This window comes from Streptomyces katrae (assembly GCF_000966975.1).
GTDB lineage: Bacteria > Actinomycetota > Actinomycetes > Streptomycetales > Streptomycetaceae > Streptomyces > Streptomyces katrae.
In genome coordinates, this window is the sequence record NZ_JZWV01000057.1 from 1 (window position 1) to 15,625 (window position 15,625).

General features: G+C 72.9%; 16 protein-coding genes. 4 read left to right on the forward strand and 12 right to left on the reverse strand.

All coding sequences use genetic code 11. The features are described 5' to 3' along the window. Positions 1-13: 13 nt before the first annotated feature. Positions 14-520, reverse strand: coding sequence for a carboxymuconolactone decarboxylase family protein (locus tag VR44_RS03075; RefSeq protein WP_045945787.1), 507 nt, complete (start codon positions 518-520; stop codon positions 14-16). A 100-nt stretch (positions 521-620) separates the two neighbouring features. Then, entirely contained in the window at positions 621-1,379 is a 759-nt protein-coding gene (locus VR44_RS03080; protein WP_045945788.1) for a helix-turn-helix domain-containing protein, read from the reverse strand. A gap of 233 nt (positions 1,380-1,612) precedes the next feature. Between VR44_RS03080 and VR44_RS03085 the strand changes: the two genes are divergently transcribed. Together VR44_RS03085 and VR44_RS03090 are read left to right on the forward strand one after the other, a co-directional pair. Beyond that, entirely contained in the window at positions 1,613-2,284 is a 672-nt protein-coding gene (locus tag VR44_RS03085) for a DUF4097 family beta strand repeat-containing protein (RefSeq protein ID WP_045945789.1), read from the forward strand. A gap of 111 nt (positions 2,285-2,395) precedes the next feature. Then, on the forward strand, positions 2,396-3,469 hold the full coding sequence (locus VR44_RS03090; RefSeq protein WP_045945790.1) for a serine hydrolase domain-containing protein: 1,074 nt from the start codon (positions 2,396-2,398) through the stop codon (positions 3,467-3,469). Positions 3,470-3,540: 71 nt separating this feature from the next. Here VR44_RS03090 and VR44_RS03095 read toward each other — a convergent pair whose 3' ends face one another. Continuing rightward, positions 3,541-4,824 carry an adenylosuccinate synthase gene (locus tag VR44_RS03095; RefSeq protein WP_045945791.1) on the reverse strand — a complete coding sequence of 428 codons (1,284 nt, stop codon included), beginning with the start codon at positions 4,822-4,824 and terminating at the stop codon, positions 3,541-3,543. Positions 4,825-5,197: 373 nt separating this feature from the next. Between VR44_RS03095 and VR44_RS03100 the strand changes: the two genes are divergently transcribed. Next, on the forward strand, positions 5,198-5,854 hold the full coding sequence (locus VR44_RS03100) for a diacylglycerol kinase catalytic domain-containing protein (protein WP_342669292.1): 657 nt from the start codon (positions 5,198-5,200) through the stop codon (positions 5,852-5,854). Between the two features lie 77 nt (positions 5,855-5,931). On the opposite strand, the gene VR44_RS03105 is transcribed toward VR44_RS03100, so the two are convergent. From VR44_RS03105 to VR44_RS46310, 7 genes are all read right to left on the reverse strand, one after another. Then, positions 5,932-7,149, reverse strand: a complete 1,218-nt coding sequence (locus VR44_RS03105) for a cytochrome P450 (RefSeq protein ID WP_045945793.1) — start codon at positions 7,147-7,149, stop codon at positions 5,932-5,934. A 9-nt stretch (positions 7,150-7,158) separates the two neighbouring features. Continuing rightward, the gene (locus tag VR44_RS03110) at positions 7,159-7,818 is read right to left on the reverse strand and encodes a response regulator (protein ID WP_045945794.1); all 660 of its coding nucleotides are present in this window, start codon (positions 7,816-7,818) and stop codon (positions 7,159-7,161) included. Then, a complete protein-coding gene (locus tag VR44_RS03115; protein WP_045945795.1) occupies positions 7,815-9,143 on the reverse strand; it encodes a sensor histidine kinase in 1,329 nt (442 codons plus the stop codon). The genes VR44_RS03110 and VR44_RS03115 overlap by 4 nt, the downstream gene beginning before the upstream one ends. A gap of 87 nt (positions 9,144-9,230) precedes the next feature. Further along, positions 9,231-9,902, reverse strand: a complete 672-nt coding sequence (locus tag VR44_RS03120) for a response regulator (protein WP_045945796.1) — start codon at positions 9,900-9,902, stop codon at positions 9,231-9,233. Further along, entirely contained in the window at positions 9,899-11,221 is a 1,323-nt protein-coding gene (locus tag VR44_RS03125; protein WP_245691592.1) for a sensor histidine kinase, read from the reverse strand. Before VR44_RS03125 ends, VR44_RS03120 begins: the two co-directional genes overlap by 4 nt. Positions 11,222-11,231: 10 nt before the next feature. Further along, a complete protein-coding gene (locus VR44_RS03130) occupies positions 11,232-12,455 on the reverse strand; it encodes an acyltransferase family protein (RefSeq protein ID WP_045945797.1) in 1,224 nt (407 codons plus the stop codon). Then, the gene (locus VR44_RS46310) at positions 12,448-13,344 is read right to left on the reverse strand and encodes an alpha/beta hydrolase (protein WP_425424482.1); all 897 of its coding nucleotides are present in this window, start codon (positions 13,342-13,344) and stop codon (positions 12,448-12,450) included. Before VR44_RS46310 ends, VR44_RS03130 begins: the two co-directional genes overlap by 8 nt. Before the next feature lie 315 nt (positions 13,345-13,659). On the opposite strand from VR44_RS46310, the gene VR44_RS03140 reads away from it, so the two are divergent. After that, a complete protein-coding gene (locus VR44_RS03140; RefSeq protein ID WP_211275008.1) occupies positions 13,660-14,139 on the forward strand; it encodes an HIT family protein in 480 nt (159 codons plus the stop codon). On the opposite strand, the gene VR44_RS03145 is transcribed toward VR44_RS03140, so the two are convergent. After that, positions 14,129-14,557, reverse strand: coding sequence for a nuclear transport factor 2 family protein (locus VR44_RS03145; protein ID WP_045945798.1), 429 nt, complete (start codon positions 14,555-14,557; stop codon positions 14,129-14,131). The genes VR44_RS03140 and VR44_RS03145 overlap by 11 nt on opposite strands. A 126-nt stretch (positions 14,558-14,683) precedes the next feature. Then, positions 14,684-15,625, reverse strand: a 942-nt coding sequence (locus tag VR44_RS44760) for a serine/threonine-protein kinase (protein ID WP_045945799.1), incomplete at its 5' end; no start/stop codon positions are given.

Consider the following 15,625-nt stretch of genomic DNA (forward strand, 5'->3'; position numbering starts at 1 on the left):
CCCCGCCCGCCCCTCAGTCCCACTGTCGGGCGGCCAGGGTTTCGACCGGGTGCGGCTTGCCGATGACGGCCAGGGCGATGAAGAAGTTGATCTGGCCGATCGCGATGGTCAGGGTGGCCAGCGCCTTCTCGTCGTAGTGCTTCGCCGCCTCCGCGTACAGCTCGTCCGACACCCGCTCCTTTCCCGGTGCCGCCGGCTGGAGGGTGGCCTCCACCAGGGCGAGGGCGGCGCGTTCCGCCGGGCTGAAGCAGAGGGCGTCCTGCCAGGAGGCGACGGCGGTGATCTGCTCCTCGGAGACCCCCGCCTTCCGCAGGAAGCCGGTGTTCAGGATGGTCAGGTAGGTGTTGTTGACGATCTGCCCCGCGCGCAGGTGGACGAGGCTGATGGTGCTGCGGGGGACCGACCGGTTGCCGGTGGCGCGGAAGAGGGCGGCGCTGATGTCGGCCAGTTCCGGCACGAACTCGCCCGGGTTCGGCATGCGGGAGATGGAGGTGGTCGCGGTGGTCGGGGTGTCCGTCATGGCTGCCCGTCTCCTCGGGTGGTGGCCGCCGCCGGGTGCGTCGGCCTCACCTCACTGACGCCTGGGCGGACCCTGATGTGACAGCCCCGGCCGGGAAGCCTCAGGCCTCCCCGTCCGGCCCCTCCGAGCCCTCCGGCCCCGCCTCGGCCTCCGGCTTCGTGTGGAGGATCTCGCGAGCCTGTTCCGCCGCCCGGGTGATGCTCTCGGAGACGAAGTCGACGAAGCGGGCGATGTTCTCCAGACGGACGCCCGCCGGGGTCTGGGGGCCGAGGACGCCGACGCCCTCACGGGCGGTCTCCGCCAGCTGGGCCGTGCCCTTGGCGCTGGCGATCATCGACTGGTACCAGACGTCGTTGTCGCAGACGTACCGTTCCCGCCGCCGCTCGTCGCGTTCCCGGCGGACGAGGCCCTGGGTCTCCAGGAACGCGATCGCCTTGGAGATCGACGCCGGGCTGACCTGGAGCCGCTGGACGAGTTCCGCCGCGGTGAGGCTGCCGGAGTCGCTGGTGTAGAGGCAGGTCATGACCCGGGCCATCATCTTCGGCGTGCCCGTCGCGATGAGCACCGTCGTGAACGTCTCCTCGTACGCGGCCACCGCCTCGGGGTCGCGTCCGTGCGCCGGCGGCGGGGCCTCCGGGCCCCGGGGCGCCGCCTGCTTGCGGCGGTGGGCGCGGTGCTCGGTGGCGCGGTGGGCCAGGTCGGCACGGTAGGAGGCGGGGCCGCCGTTGCGCATGACCTCGCGGGTGACGGTGGAGGTCGGGCGGTCGAGCCGCCTGGCGATCTCGGCGTAGGCGAGTCCGTCGGCCAGACCGAGCGCGATCTGCTGGCGTTCGGACTGGGTGAGTCTGCCTCCGGGCATTGCGTCCTCCTCGATGTGCGCGGCAAGGCGGCCAGCATAGCGTTCAGCTTCAGTTCATTGCAATGAACGCCAAGGTTTCGTTGCGTTAGATTCTGAATCGATGCAACGATTTGAAGCCTCTGACCTGCCAGAATAAGCATTCTGCGCAACGACGCCGTTGCCACTTCTGCGAACGCAACTTAGCGTTTCTCCTGTCAGAAACCCCGCCAGGCAAGCAGACGCAGGAGACCACGATGAACACGTTCGCCACCACCGCCGCCGTCTCGACCGTCCTCGACATCCCGGCCGGACGCGTCCGCCTCGTCGCCGCCGACCGCGCCGACGCCGCGGTCGAGGTCCGCCCGATGGACGCCGCGAAGGGCCGGGACGTCAAGGCGGCCGAGGAGACCACGGTCGAGTTCCGGGACGGGGTCCTGCGGATCGCCGCCGCACCGGGCAGGAGCCGGGTCATGGGCAACTCCGGCCAGGTCGAAGTGACCGTGCAGCTGCCCGCCGGCTCGCACGTCACGGCGACCGTGGCCGCCGCGGAGTTCCGCACCGCCGGACCGCTCGGCGAGCTCGTCTTCGAGGGCGCGCAGGCCGAGGTCACGGTGGACGAGGCCACCTCCGCCCGGCTGACCCTCCAGGCCGGTGACGTCGTACTCGGCCGCCTGAACGGTCCCGCGGAGATCAGCACCCAGAAGGGCGACATCACCATCGCCGAGGCCACGAAGGGCGACGTCATCCTGACCACCCAGCACGGCACCATCTCGGTCGGCGCCGCCCCCGGGGTCTCCGCCACCCTCGACGCCGGCACGAGCTACGGCCGGATCCACAACGCGCTGAACAACACCGACGGCGCCGCGGCCGCCCTCACCATCCGCGCGACCACCTCGTACGGCGACATCACCGCCCGCAGCCTCTGACCGGCCCCCGCATGAGCAGCGGCAGAACCCACCGCGACCGCACCACCCGCACCACCCGGACGACCCGCACCACCTACCCACCCCACTTACGCCCTTGAGGAGCACACCACCATGACCGCCAACCACCACCGCCCCGAGCTCCAGCAGGCCATCCAGGACATCGTCGATTCCGGCTGGGCCGGGGTGCAGCTGCGGGTGAACGACCCGCGCGGCGAGTGGGTCGGCAGTGCCGGGGTGGCCCAGATGGGCGGCAGCGCCAAGCCGCCGACCGACGGGCACTTCCGGATCGGCAGCAACACCAAGTCCTTCACCGCCACCCTCGTCCTCCTCCTGGTGGCCGACGGCCGCCTCGAACTCGACGGCCCGGTCGCCGACCACCTCCCCGAGTACGGGCTGGACCCGCGGATCACCCTCCGGATGGTGCTCCAGCACACCAGCGGGCTCTTCAACTTCACCGGCGAGTACTACGAGGACGGGACCACCGCCCCCGGGATCGCCTGGGAGGGCCAGGAATGGGTGGACAACCTGCTGCGCACCTACCGCCCCGAGGAACTGGTCCGGCTGGCCCTGTCCAAGCCCGCGCGGTTCGAGCCGGGGACGGACTGGAGCTACTCCAACACCAACTACGTCCTGCTCCGCCTGCTGGTCGAGAAGGTCACCGGCCGCCCGTTCGCCGAGGAGATGCGGACCCGGATCCTCGACCCGCTGGGCCTGTCGGGCACCGTGGTGCCGGACGCGTCGCCGGAGATCCCCGAGCCGCACGCCCACGCGACGTACACCTACCGGCACGGGGACGAGTGGAAGACCCTGGACGTCACCCGCTCGAACCCGTCCTGGATCTCCGCCGCCGGTGACATGATCTCGACCACCCGCGACCTGCACGTCTTCTTCTCCGCCCTCATGGGCGGCCGGATCCTCCCCGCCGGACTGCTGGAGGAGATGCGCACCCCGCACCCCAAGCTGAACTACGGCCTCGGGCTGTTCGTGCAGCAGACGGAGGACGGCGGCACCGTCTACACCCACAACGGCGGCATGTGGGGCTGGGGAGCGCTGATGTTCAGCTCGCCCGACGGCACGACCACCCTCACCGCCTCGCTGACCTGCGGGGACGCCCGGCTCGACATGATGCAGGTGGGGGAGCTGTTCGGGCAGGCCCAGAAGCGGCTGGTCGCCGAGGTGTTCTGAGCCGGTGGTACGACGGAGGGGCGGGGCACGCCATGCGTGCCCCGCCCCTCGACGCGTTACCGCTGTACTGCCTACAGGAACGAGTTGATCTCGATCGTCTCGGTGCGGCCCGGGCCGACGCCGATCGCGGAGATCGGGGCGCCCGACATCTCCTCCAGTGCCTTCACGTAGTTCTGCGCGTTCTTCGGCAGGTCGGCGAAGGTCTTGGCCTTGGTGATGTCCTCGGACCAGCCCGGCAGGGTTTCGTAGATCGGCTTCGCGTGGTGGAAGTCGGTCTGCGAGTAGGGCAGCTCCTCGACGCGCTTGCCGTCGATCTCGTACGCGACGCAGACCGGGATCTCCTCCCAGCCGGTCAGCACGTCGAGCTTGGTGAGGAAGAAGTCCGTCAGGCCGTTCACGCGGGTGGCGTAGCGGGCGATCGGGGCGTCGAACCAGCCGCAGCGGCGGTCGCGGCCGGTGGTCACGCCGCGCTCGCCGCCGATGCGGCGCAGCGCCTCGCCGTCCTCGTCGAACAGCTCGGTCGGGAACGGACCGGCGCCGACGCGGGTGGTGTAGGCCTTGAGGATGCCGATGACGCGGCTGATCTTCGTCGGGCCCACGCCGGTGCCGGTGCAGGCGCCGCCGGCGGTCGGGTTCGAGGAGGTGACGAAGGGGTACGTGCCGTGGTCGACGTCGAGCAGGGTGCCCTGGCCGCCCTCGAAGAGCACGACCTTGTCCTCGTCCAGCGCGTTGTTGAGGATCAGGGTGGTGTCGGCGACGTACGGCTTGATCTGCTCCGCGTACTGGAGCATCTCCTCGACGATCGCGTCGACCTCGATGGCGCGGCGGTTGTAGAGCTTGGCGAGGAGCTGGTTCTTGTTCTCCAGCGCCGCCTCGACCTTCTGGCTGAGGATGGACTCGTCGTACAGGTCCTGGACGCGGATGCCGACGCGGTTGATCTTGTCCGCGTAGGTCGGGCCGATGCCGCGGCCGGTCGTACCGATCTTGCGCTTGCCGAGGAAGCGCTCGCCGACCTTGTCGAGGGTGACGTTGTACGGCGTGATGAGGTGCGCGTTGCCGCTGATGAGCAGCTTGGAGGTGTCGATGCCGCGTTCGTTCAGGCCGCGCAGCTCGGAGAGCAGGACGGCGGGGTCGACGACGACACCGTTGCCGATGACCGGCGTGCATCCGGGGGAGAGGATGCCGGAGGGGAGGAGGTGCAGCGCGTACTTCTGGTCGCCTACGACCACCGTGTGGCCGGCGTTGTTGCCACCCTGGTAGCGCACCACATAGTCAACGGAACCACCGAGCAGGTCGGTGGCCTTTCCCTTGCCCTCGTCACCCCACTGAGCTCCGAGCAGCACAAGAGCGGGCACAGGCGTACACCTCTTCCGGATGGGGCATGTCCAAGGTCAGGGGGCGTACGACGATGTACACCGCAGGCTGAGCCGTCGGACCGGTGCCCCGGAATAGACGAAGGCCCTGGCGCAATAGCGCAAGGGCCTCTTGCACAAAGATGCTACCCGAGGAAGGACCGAGGTGTCGGCTCCAGAGCCCACCATGAGCCATGCGGGCGCGCCGGTAGGCGGTCTGCTCGTGCTCGTCGACCCGGTCGCCCGCCGTCTTGACGGCGAGTCCGTGCGAATCGCGAAGGATGTGCTGTCAGCGGGGGCTGCGGCGAAAATCTGCCTCCCGGATTCGCAGGAGGAATTTGCGCGGGCGCTCGCCCGCCGGGGTCATCGGCGGCCGGTGGTGGTGGGCGACGACGGGGCGCTGGTGCGCGCCGTGGGCCTGCTGCACGGGGAGCCGGGGCCCGGGGAGGTCGCCGTCTCGCTCGTACCGGTGGGGCCGGCGGGGTCGCTGGCGCTGGCGCGTTCGCTGGGGGTGCCGCTGTCGGTGGTGTTCGCGGCGCGGGCCGCGCTGGATGGGGTGACCCGGCCGCGGGACCTGCTGGTGGACGACTGCGGCGGGGTGGTGCTGGGCGGGCTGCGGATCGCCGCACCGCCGGCGCCGGCCGTGCGGCGGGCCGGGGGGTACCGGTCGCTGCTGCGGACCCTGCTGCCGGCTCCGGCGGCGGCGCCGGGGGCGGTGCAGTCGCTGCGGGTGGAGGTCGACGGGGTGGTCCTGGTGGACGCCGACCGTCCCGTGGAGGACGTCGCGGTACGGACCCGCGAGGACGGCGGGCCGGCCCGGGTGGTGGTCCGGCTCCCGGGCGGGGCGCCGCTGACCGGGTACGGGGAGGCGGTGACGGTGTCCGTGACGGGCCCCGCGGCGTCCTTCCACTACCGCGCCGACCACGCCCCAGCGGGCCTCCCGACCCGCCGCCGCACCTGGACCCGCCTCCCGTCCGCCTGGTCCCTGACCCTGCCGCGCGAGCTGGGTTCCTCCGGCCCCGCCGGCGTTTGAGGCCCGGGGGTACCCCCAGTGGTGGCTGTGGGGAGGGTCTGGGGCGGAGCCCCGCCACCGGGCGGCGGGGCGGCCGGTCAGAACTCGACCAGCAGCTCCCGCAGTCCCCGGATGACGTAGCCGTCCTGCCACTGCGGCTCCCGGACGAGCCGCATAGGCGGGAGCTTCTCGTCCAGCAGCGCGCCGAAGGAGGAGACCAGCTCCAGACGGGCGAGCGGGGCGCCCAGGCAGTAGTGGATGCCGGCGCCGAAGGTCAGGTGCGGGTTGTCGGCCCGGCCGAGGTCCAGTGCGTCCGGGTCCTCGAAGCGCGCCGGGTCCCGGTTGGCGGATCCGAAGAGCAGGGCGATCTCGGCGCCGCGCGGGATCACTGTGTCCCCCACCTCGATGTCGTCGAGGACCCAGCGCTCGAACATCTGGAGCGGTGTGTCGTAGCGCATGAGTTCATCCACAGCTGTGGACAACTTTTCGGGACCGGGGGATCCGGGGAGCGCGCGCAGCCCGGCGAGCTGTCCGGGATTGCGGAACAGGGCCCACCAGCCGTTGACGGTCGTGTTGACCGTCGCCTCGTGCCCGGCGTTCAGCAGGAGGACACAGGTGGAGATCATTTCCTGCTCGCTGAGCCGGCCCCCCTCATCGTGGGCGGCGATCAGCGCGGAGATCAAATCCGTGCCGGGGCGCCGGCGCCGCTCGGCGATCAGCTCCCGCAGATAGGCGCTGAACTCCACACTGGCCGTCACCGCCCGGCGCGCCGTCTCCGCGTCCGGCCGGAGCTCGAACATCCCGCAGATCGCCGCTGACCAGGGCCGCAGCAGCCCCCGGTCCGCCTCCGGGATCCCGAGCAGCTCGGCGATCACGGCCACCGGCAGCGGCTCGGCGACGGCTGTGAGCAGGTCCCCGCCCCCGTCGGCCAGCAGCCCGGCCACCAGCTCCCGTGCCAGCCGCTCCACGGCAGGCGCGAGCCGTTCGACGGTGCGCGGGGTGAACGCCTTCGACACCAGCCGCCGCACCCGCCCGTGCGCGGGGTCCTCCAGATCCAGCAGCCCGTTGCCGTTGAGCACGTGGAACGGCTCGTGCTCCGGCGGCGGGGCCTCCCGCCCGAACTCCTCGTGGCTGAACCGGTGCAGGTACGTCCGCCCCAGCCGGCGGTCCCGCAGCAGCGCGCTCACATCGGCGTAGTGCGACACCAGCCACTGCCCGGTCGCCGGCGACCACTCCGCCCGCCCCCGCTCCCGCAACTCCCGGTAGGCGGGGTACGGATCGGCGACGAAGGCGGCATCCCACGGATCAAAGCCCATCCCCGCAGCCTAAGCGGGTGTCACCAGCCGTGTCTCGTAGGCGTACACCGCCGCCTGCGTACGGTCCCGCAGCCCCAGTTTCACCAGGATCCGGCTCACATGCGTCTTGATCGTGGACTCCGCGACCAGCAGCCGGTCGGCTATCTCCGCATTGGACAGCCCCTGCGCGATCAGCACCAGCACCTCCGTCTCCCGCTCCGTCAACTCCCCCACCCCCGCCGGATCCGTGGCCCGCGAGACCTCTGACAGCTTCGAGAACTCCACGATCAGACGCTTCGTCACCGAAGGCGCCAGCAGCGCCTCCCCGGCCGCCACCACCCGCACCCCCTCCGCCAGCTGCCGGGCGGACGCGTCCTTCAGCAGGAACCCCGAAGCCCCCGCCCGCAGCGCCTGGTACACGTACTCGTCGAGGTCGAAGGTCGTCAGGACCAGCACCTTCGCGTCCACGTCCGCCGCGACGATGTGCCGGGTCGCCTCCAGCCCGTTCATCTCCGGCATCCGGATGTCCATCAGCACCACGTCCGGCCGCAGCGCCGCCACCTGCGCGATGGCCTGCCGGCCGTCGACCGCCTCACCGACGACCTCGATGCCCTCCATCGCGTTCAACAGGACGGAGAAGCCCTCGCGGACCATCATCTGGTCATCGACGATCAACACCCTGATCGTCATACCGGCGTCTCCTCCGGCTGCGGACGGCTGCGCACCGGCAGGAACACCGCCACCTCGTACCCGCCGCCGGGGCTCTCCCCGGCCGTCATCTCCCCTTCCAGCATGGCCACCCGCTCCCGCATCCCCGTTATCCCGTGCCCGGCGCCCGGCGAGGGCCGGACGTCCCCGACCGCCGGACCGTTGACCACCCGTATCCCCAGGCCCCCCAGTACGTACGAGAGCTCCACCCCGGCCGCCGCCCCCGGCGCGTGCCGCAGGCTGTTGCTCAGGGCCTCCTGGACGATCCGGTACGCCGACAGCTCCACCCCCTGAGGCAGCTCGCGCACCGCCCCCGTGACCGTCTTCTCCACGCTCAGCCCCGCCTCCCGCACATTGGCCAGCAGCCCGTCCAGCGAGGCGAGCGTCGGCTGCGGGGCCTCGGGGGCCTCGTAGTCCGCGGACCGCACCACACCCAGTACCCGGCGCAGCTCCGTCAGCGCCGCCACCGCGTTCTCCCGGATGGTGGCGAACGCCGCCTCCAGCTCCGGCGGCGGGTTCTTCACCCGGTACGGGGCCGCCTCCGCCTGGATCGCCACCACCGACATGTGGTGGGCGACCACGTCGTGCAGTTCGCGCGCGATGGTCGTCCGCTCCTCCAGCAGCGTCCGCCGGTCCCGCTCGACGGCCGTCACCTCCTGCTGAGCCGTCACCTCCTGCCGGGCCTCCCGCCGGGTGTTGCGCACGGTCACGGCCAGCAGCACCATCGCCGAGGCGATGGCCATCGGCGCCGGCTGCACCGAGCCGGCCGAGCCCGCGAGGACCGGCAGGGCCGTCCCGAACAGCAACGTGACCACCCACATCCACCCGGCCACCCGGGGCCGGGACCGCAGCGCCACGAGGGTCATCACGGCGAGGTGCGCGACGAAGGTGGCCGGCGACCACGGCCAGACCATGACCTGGTCCTGGAGGACGGCCAGCACCGCGGCGACGGCCAGAGCCGCCCAGAACGCCCCCACGGGCCGCACCAGGGTCATCAGCACCGGCGCCGCCGCGAGCACTCCGACCAGCAACGCCTGGACCGGCGGCATCCCGTAGAAGTGGTCGGTGTTGCCCAGCAGGAACACGAAGAACGCCACCGCCGCCACCGCCGCATGCGGCAGGTAGGCGGCCCTCGGCCGTATCCGCCGGGGCAGCAGCCGGGGCAGCCGCCCGTCCGTCCGCATCGGCGCGAGCGGCCGGTAGACGAAGGGATCGGTGAGCAGATCGTCACGCAGGCTCTGGATCAAGCCCGAAGCCAGCCGCAGTTCGGGAGGCCGGGGGGTCGCCCCGGTGGTCGTCTCGGTCATGTCCTCACCGTAGGCCGGGGCCCGGTTCGTCCGCGTCGCCGCTGAAGGGGATTTCCGGAGGTCCCCCTCAGGTACTACGCGGGCCCGTCAGTAGCCCGTCGGACGGACCAGACCCGTCTCGTACGCGAACACCGCCGCCTGTGTGCGGTCCCGCAGGCCGAGCTTCACCAGGATCCGGCCCACATGCGTCTTCACCGTCTGCTCCGCCAGCACCAGGTGCCCCGCGATCTCCGCGTTGGACAGCCCCTGGGCGATCAGCGACAGCACCTCCGTCTCCCGCTCCGTCAGATCCTGCAGCCGAGCCCTGGACGGCGCCCGCGGGGCACCCAGCCGGGAGAACTCGGTGATCAGCCGCTTCGTGATGTTCGGCGACAGCAGGGCCTCGCCGGCGGCCACCACCCGTACCGCCTCGGCCAGCTGATCGGCAGAGGCGTCCTTCAGCAGGAACCCGGAGGCACCGGCGCGCAGCGCCTCGTACACGTACTCGTCCAGGTCGAAGGTGGTCAGCACGAGCACCTTGACCGCGCAGTCCGGGACGGCGGTGATGACCGAGGTGGCCTCGATGCCGCCCATCCCGGGCATACGGATGTCCATCAGCACCACGTCCGGACCGAGTTCGGCGGCCTGCGCCACCGCGTCCGCGCCGTCGACGGCCTGACCGACCACCTCGATGTCGGGCTGGGAGTTCAGCAGGACGGTGAACCCCTGCCGGACCATCATCTGATCGTCGGCGATCATCACCCTGATCGGAGTGCTCATGCGTCCTTCTTCGTCTCGTAGGAGGACCGGCCGGGCGGATCCATGGGGAGGACGGCGCTCACCTCGTACCCACCGTCGGGGCGCGGACCGGCGGCCAGTTCGCCCCCCAGCATGCCCGCCCGCTCACGCATCCCGAGCAGCCCGTGCCCGGCACCCGGCGAGGGCGGGGCGGGCCTGGTCGGAGCCGAGTTGGCGATGCACAGGTGCAGGTCACGGGGCCCGTAGGCGATCCCGACCTCCACCCGGGAACCGGGGGCGTGCCGCAGGCAGTTGCTCAGCGCCTCCTGCACGATCCGGTACGCCGTCAGCTCGACGCCCGGAGTCAGCGGCCGACGTATCCCCGCCACCTCCTGGGTGACCTCCAGCCCGGCGCCGCGCACGTTGTCCACGAGCCCGTCCAGTTCGGCGAGGGTGGGCTGCGGATGGTGCGGGTCGGCCGGATCGCCGGCCTGCTCGGACCGCAGCACGCCCAGGACCCGGCGCAGTTCCGTCAGGGCCTCCAGGGCGTTCTCGCGGATGCCCGCCAGGTTCTCCTTCAGCTCCTCGGACGGGTTCTCCACCAGGTGCGGGGCGACCTGCGCCTGGATGGAGATCACCGACATGTGGTGGGCGACCACGTCGTGCAGCTCGCGGGCGATGCGGCTGCGCTCCTCCAGCAGGGTCCGCCGGGCCCGCTCCTCCTCCGTCAGGCTCTCCTGCGCGACGAGCTGGCTGCGGGCCAGCCGCGTCGCCCGCAGGGCGTACCCGAGGAGCCCGGCGAAACCGAAGACGAGGAGCGCGCCGATCGCGCTGCTCTGGCTGCGCTCCGGCCTGAACAGGGCCTCGGCCACGCCGGTACAGGCGACGGACACACCGATGACCGCCGCCGTCACCTTCGGCGGCACGCGCAGGGCCACGAGCAGCACCAGCGGGGCGAAGGCGAAGGGCCCGAGCGGCGTCCAGGGCCAGCTCTGGCCCTGTCCGACGTCGCCGTGGATCGTGGCGGCGACGAACCCGGCCGTCACCAGCCCGAGCCACCAGGCGGCGATCGGCCGGAACATCGCGGCCACGATCGAGAAACCGGTGAAGAGGGACAGGACGACGATGCGCGGATCGTGCACGCGGTAGTGGTCCTGGAGCTGCGCGGACGTCATGAACCCGAAGAAGACCGCCGCGTACACGATGAGCCCGTGCGGCAGCCGGGCCAGCCAGCGGGGCCGCCTCATGGGCGGCAGCGGGTCCCGCCGGAGGGTGAACAACTGCCGGGCCACCCCGCGCACGCCGAGGCCGTCCTGCTCGGGGGAGGCCACCGGCGCGGGGGGCACGCTCTGCTCGTTCACGCCGCCCAGCCTAGGCACGGGACACCGCCGGTGAGCCTGCCGGGCGCCGCTCCCCCGGGGGCCGTCCGGCCTCCGGGCCGGCGCCCGGAGCACCCGCGGTACGGTCGACGGCCCGCGGCCGGGGCCGCTCGTGCACCCGGAACGCGGCCCAGCAGACGGCCAGGGCACCCGCGAACACCGGCAGCCACAGCAGCCGGGCGACGACCCAACCCCCCGAACCGGGCACCGTGTGCAGGCCGGGCAGATCGGTGGAGACCAGCAGCCCGAGCGCGGTGACGGCCATCATCGAGGTCTGGTGCCACAGGAACACGGTCATCGCCGACAGGTTCAGCAGCGCCACCTTCGCCCAGGTCCGGGGCCGGCGCATCACCCGGGCCAGCGGCTCGCGCACCAGCAGGGCCAGCCCGCACTGGGCCAGACCGAACGCGACGGCGGCCAGCGTCGGCGGGTTCAGGTTCGATATCGCCGCCCCGGGCACCCCCACCATGGACGCCGGGTACCCGCCCCAGAGGACCAGCGCGGCGGTGGCGGCCGCACCACCGCCCAGCAGCAACAGGGCCGGACCCCGCCGGGCGAACGCACCCCGGGCCCAGGCGGCCCCCAGGGTGTAGGGGACGAGCCAGCCGGCGGCGACGTTGACCCAGCCGGCCCACTGCGGCCCGCCGAAGCCGAACCGCCACACATCGACCCCCGCCACCACGGCCAGCGGCCACACCGGGGAGAGCCGGGCCACCAGCGGGGTCGCGGCGGTGAGCGCGGCGAACACCAGCAGGAACCACAGCGGTGACCACACGAGGGTGAGCAGCGTCCGCACGGTGTCCCACTCGGCCCCGCCCAGCAGCAGTCCGGCCGCCGCGACCGCCCAGACGGCGACCACCGCCGCCACGGGACGGAACAGCCGGCCCAGCCGCCGCCCGGCCCAGGCCCCGTACGAGACCCCGTGCGCCCGCGCCGACGCGTACCCCCGGGCCGCGACATGGCCGCCGACCAGGAAGAACACGGCCAGCGTCTGGAACACCCAGGACACCGGGGCCAGCCAGGGCATGCGCACCAGCGGGCTCGTGCCGTGCAGGGCGCCGTCGCTCGTGGTCAGGGCGGTGACCAGCCAGTGCCCGAGCACCACCCCGAGGATCGCGAGGGCCCGCAGGGCGTCCACGGCCCGGTCCCGCCCGGCCGGGGTCCCGCGGTCGATCCGCTCCGCGAGCGCGGCCCACCGGTCGCGTACCTCAGACATGCGGGACCACCTCCGGGCCGAGGACGATCCGGGCCAGGCTGTCGAGGGACGTGGTGCCGGGCTTGAGGTAGTCGCTGTGCCCGGCGGTGCCCGCGGCGAAGACCCGGGCGCCGAAGGCGGGGTCCACGGGATCGGTGCCGAACCCGACGCCGCCGAGCCGGACATGGGGCACGCCCCCGATCCAGTCCTCACTGCCCCGGCCGGCCCACACCCGCGCCCGGGTCGGCAGTCCGGCGGCGGAGTCCGCCCCGGTGCCCGGGCTGCCGAACAGGGCGACGTCCGTCACCCCGGGGCCGGTCGCCGTACGGGCGCACACCACCGAGCCGTAGGAGTGGCACAGCAGCGACACCCGGGCGCCGGCCGGCGCGAGAGCCGGCAACCCGGCCAGGAACGGCCCCAGTTCGGCGGCGGCCCGGTCGGCGCGGTCGGCGGTCAGCACGGTGGTGCTGACCGTGCCCGGCGTGTCGTACCCGAGCCAGGCGATCACCGCGGAGCGCGGGTGTTCCCGCGTCAGCCGCCGCTGGAGGCTGAGCGCGCCGTCGCGGAAGCGCCGGTAGGTGTCCAGGGTCGTGTCGGAGCCGGGCACCAGCACCGCTATCCGGTCGGCGGTGCCCAGATCCCCGAACACCTCTATGGCCCGGCCCCTGCCCCGCCCGTCGAAGCTGAGGAAACGGGCCTCCGCCGCCCCGTCCCTCGCCATCTCCCGCAGCTTCGCCGCCCGCTCGCTCCGGCCCGCCTCCTCGGCCATCCGGGCCGATTCGGCGAGGTTGGCGAGGTTGGCGGCATAGCGCTCCTGCGGGCCGGCGGACCCGGCGAGCACGGCCGGAGCCGGCGCCGGTACCCGGGGGGAGGCGGCGGCGGACACGGGGACCACCACGGCCGCGGCCACGAGCCCCGCCAGCAGCGTCCGCCGGATCCGTCCCCCGCGCCCACGTCCCCCACGCCCATGACCACGGCCCGTGCGCCCATGACTCCCGCGCCCACGGCTGCCGCCGTTGCGGTCGTCGTCACCGTTCCTGCCGATCAGCTCGCGGTCCATGGCCGTGCCCCCGTACTTCGCTCCCGGTCGGGCACTCGCCCGCTCCGGTACCGAAGTTAGGAATTCGCACCCCTGGTCGGCATCACACTGCGGAGCCGCCTTCGAAGTGGCTCTCAGGTATGACGCGCCCTACCTGAGAGCCAGAACCGCGGCTAGGGTCCGGTAATGATCGACAACGACTGGCGGCACGACCGCATCGGCAGCGCCCACCGGGGGCAGAACCCCACCGTCCTGCGCCGCCTCGACGCCGGATTCGCCGCGATCGGGGACCGGCAGTTCCTCCCCGGCTACTCGGTCCTGCTGGCCGACGACCCCGCCGTGACCCGGCTCTCCGACCTCACCCCGGCCCGCCGCACCGCCTACCTCACCGACCTGGAGCGGTTCGCCGAGGCCGTCGAGCGCGCCTGCGCCCGCCTCGACCCGGCCTTCCGCCGCGTGAACATCGAGATCCTGGGCAACACCGACCCGTACCTGCACGCCCACATCTGGCCCCGCTACGACTGGGAGCCCGCCGACCTCGTCCGGATGCCGGTCTGGCTCTACCGGGACGAGGAGTACTGGCGCGGCGACCGCCACGCCCTGGCACCCCGCCACGACGCGGTGCGCGCCGCCATCACGGAGGAGCTGGACCGCCTCATCCGGTGACGGCGTCCTCCCCGGCGGCCTCCGCCGCCAGGGGCTCGACGTACCCGGCCCGCCAGCGGGGTGCGGGGTCCTGCCCGGGGCTGGTCCAGTACTCCCGGGCGGCGACGACCTCCCCGTCCCGTACCGTCCAGAGGGAGACGGCCCGGTACAGGACGTGGTCCTCGGGTATCTCCACCTCGGTGACGACGAGGTCCCCGTCGGCGAGGATCCGCAGGACCTCCACCGTGCCGACGGACCTCTCGTCCGCGTCGGGGCCCTCGTCGCTGAGCACGGCGATGAAGTTCGTCCGGCCCACGATGCGTTCCCCGCTGACGGGCCATTCGATGACCGCGTCCTCGGCGACGAGTGCGGCCACGCCGTGCCAGTCGCGTGCCTCGATCCGCTCCCACAGTCGTGCCACTACCTTCAACGGCTCCATGTGCCGCAGTGTGCGGTGGGGTCCTCACACGCAACAAGGCTTGCCTGGAGGCTTATCGACTTCGACACATTCGCCCCGCCGCCGCCCGCCTCCTCGTCCCACCGCCCTGAGCCCTGCCGGTCCCCGCTAGTCCCGGTCATACGTGAGAGGGGCACTGGCCGACCCGTCCAGCTCGCGGCGCAGGCTGCCGTCGGGCAGCAGCCGCAGCCGGCTCCAGCCGCCGGGCGTGCAGGTGGGCTGGGCTCCGGAGACCACCGTGGACCCGTTGAGCTCGACGGGGTCGGGCGCGTTGCGCAGGGTGGCCCGCCAGGAGCAGGAGTAGCCGGGGGCGTCGACGCTCAGGGTCATGACGGAGTCGCCGACCGCGCCGGGGGTGAGGACGAGGTGCCAGCTGGAGGAGCCGGACGTGGCGCGCCAGCTGCCCGCGTAGCCGGCGGGGAGCACGCCCGGCCGCCCGGCCGGGGTTCCGCTTCCGCTGCTTCCGGTTCCGGGGTCGTTGGTGCCGGCCGTGGAGCCGTTCGCGGGGGACGAGGCCGGGGACCGCGTTCCGCCCGGGGTCTGCGGCGTCCCGCCGCCGGAGTTCATGAGGGCGTACACGGCGCCGCCGGCCGCCGTCGCCACGACCAGGGCGGTCGCGACGAGGAAGACCGCCGACGCGGCCCGCGGCCGGGGCGCCGGCGCGGCGGGCGGGGGCATCAGGTAGCCGGGCGGCGGCCCGTAGTGGTGCACCGGGGCCACCCTCGTGGCCGGGACGACGGCGGGCGCGGGGGGCGAGACGGCCGCGACCGGCGCGACCGGCGCGACGGCCCCCGGGGCATGGGCCGGGCCGGTGTCCTCGCGGTCGAGGAGCTGTACGGCGTGCCGCCCGAGCTGCGCCACGAGCGGTGCCGGGAGCCACGGTTCCAGAGCCCGCCCGTCCGCCACCGTGTCGCCCGCGCCGATCCGCGCCAGGACGGCGGCCGGGTCCGGGCGCGCGGCGGGATCCTTGCGCAGGCAGTCCGCGACGAGGTCCCGCAGCTCGGCCGGCACGCCGTCCAGGTCGGGTTCCGCTTCGACGATGCGCAGCAG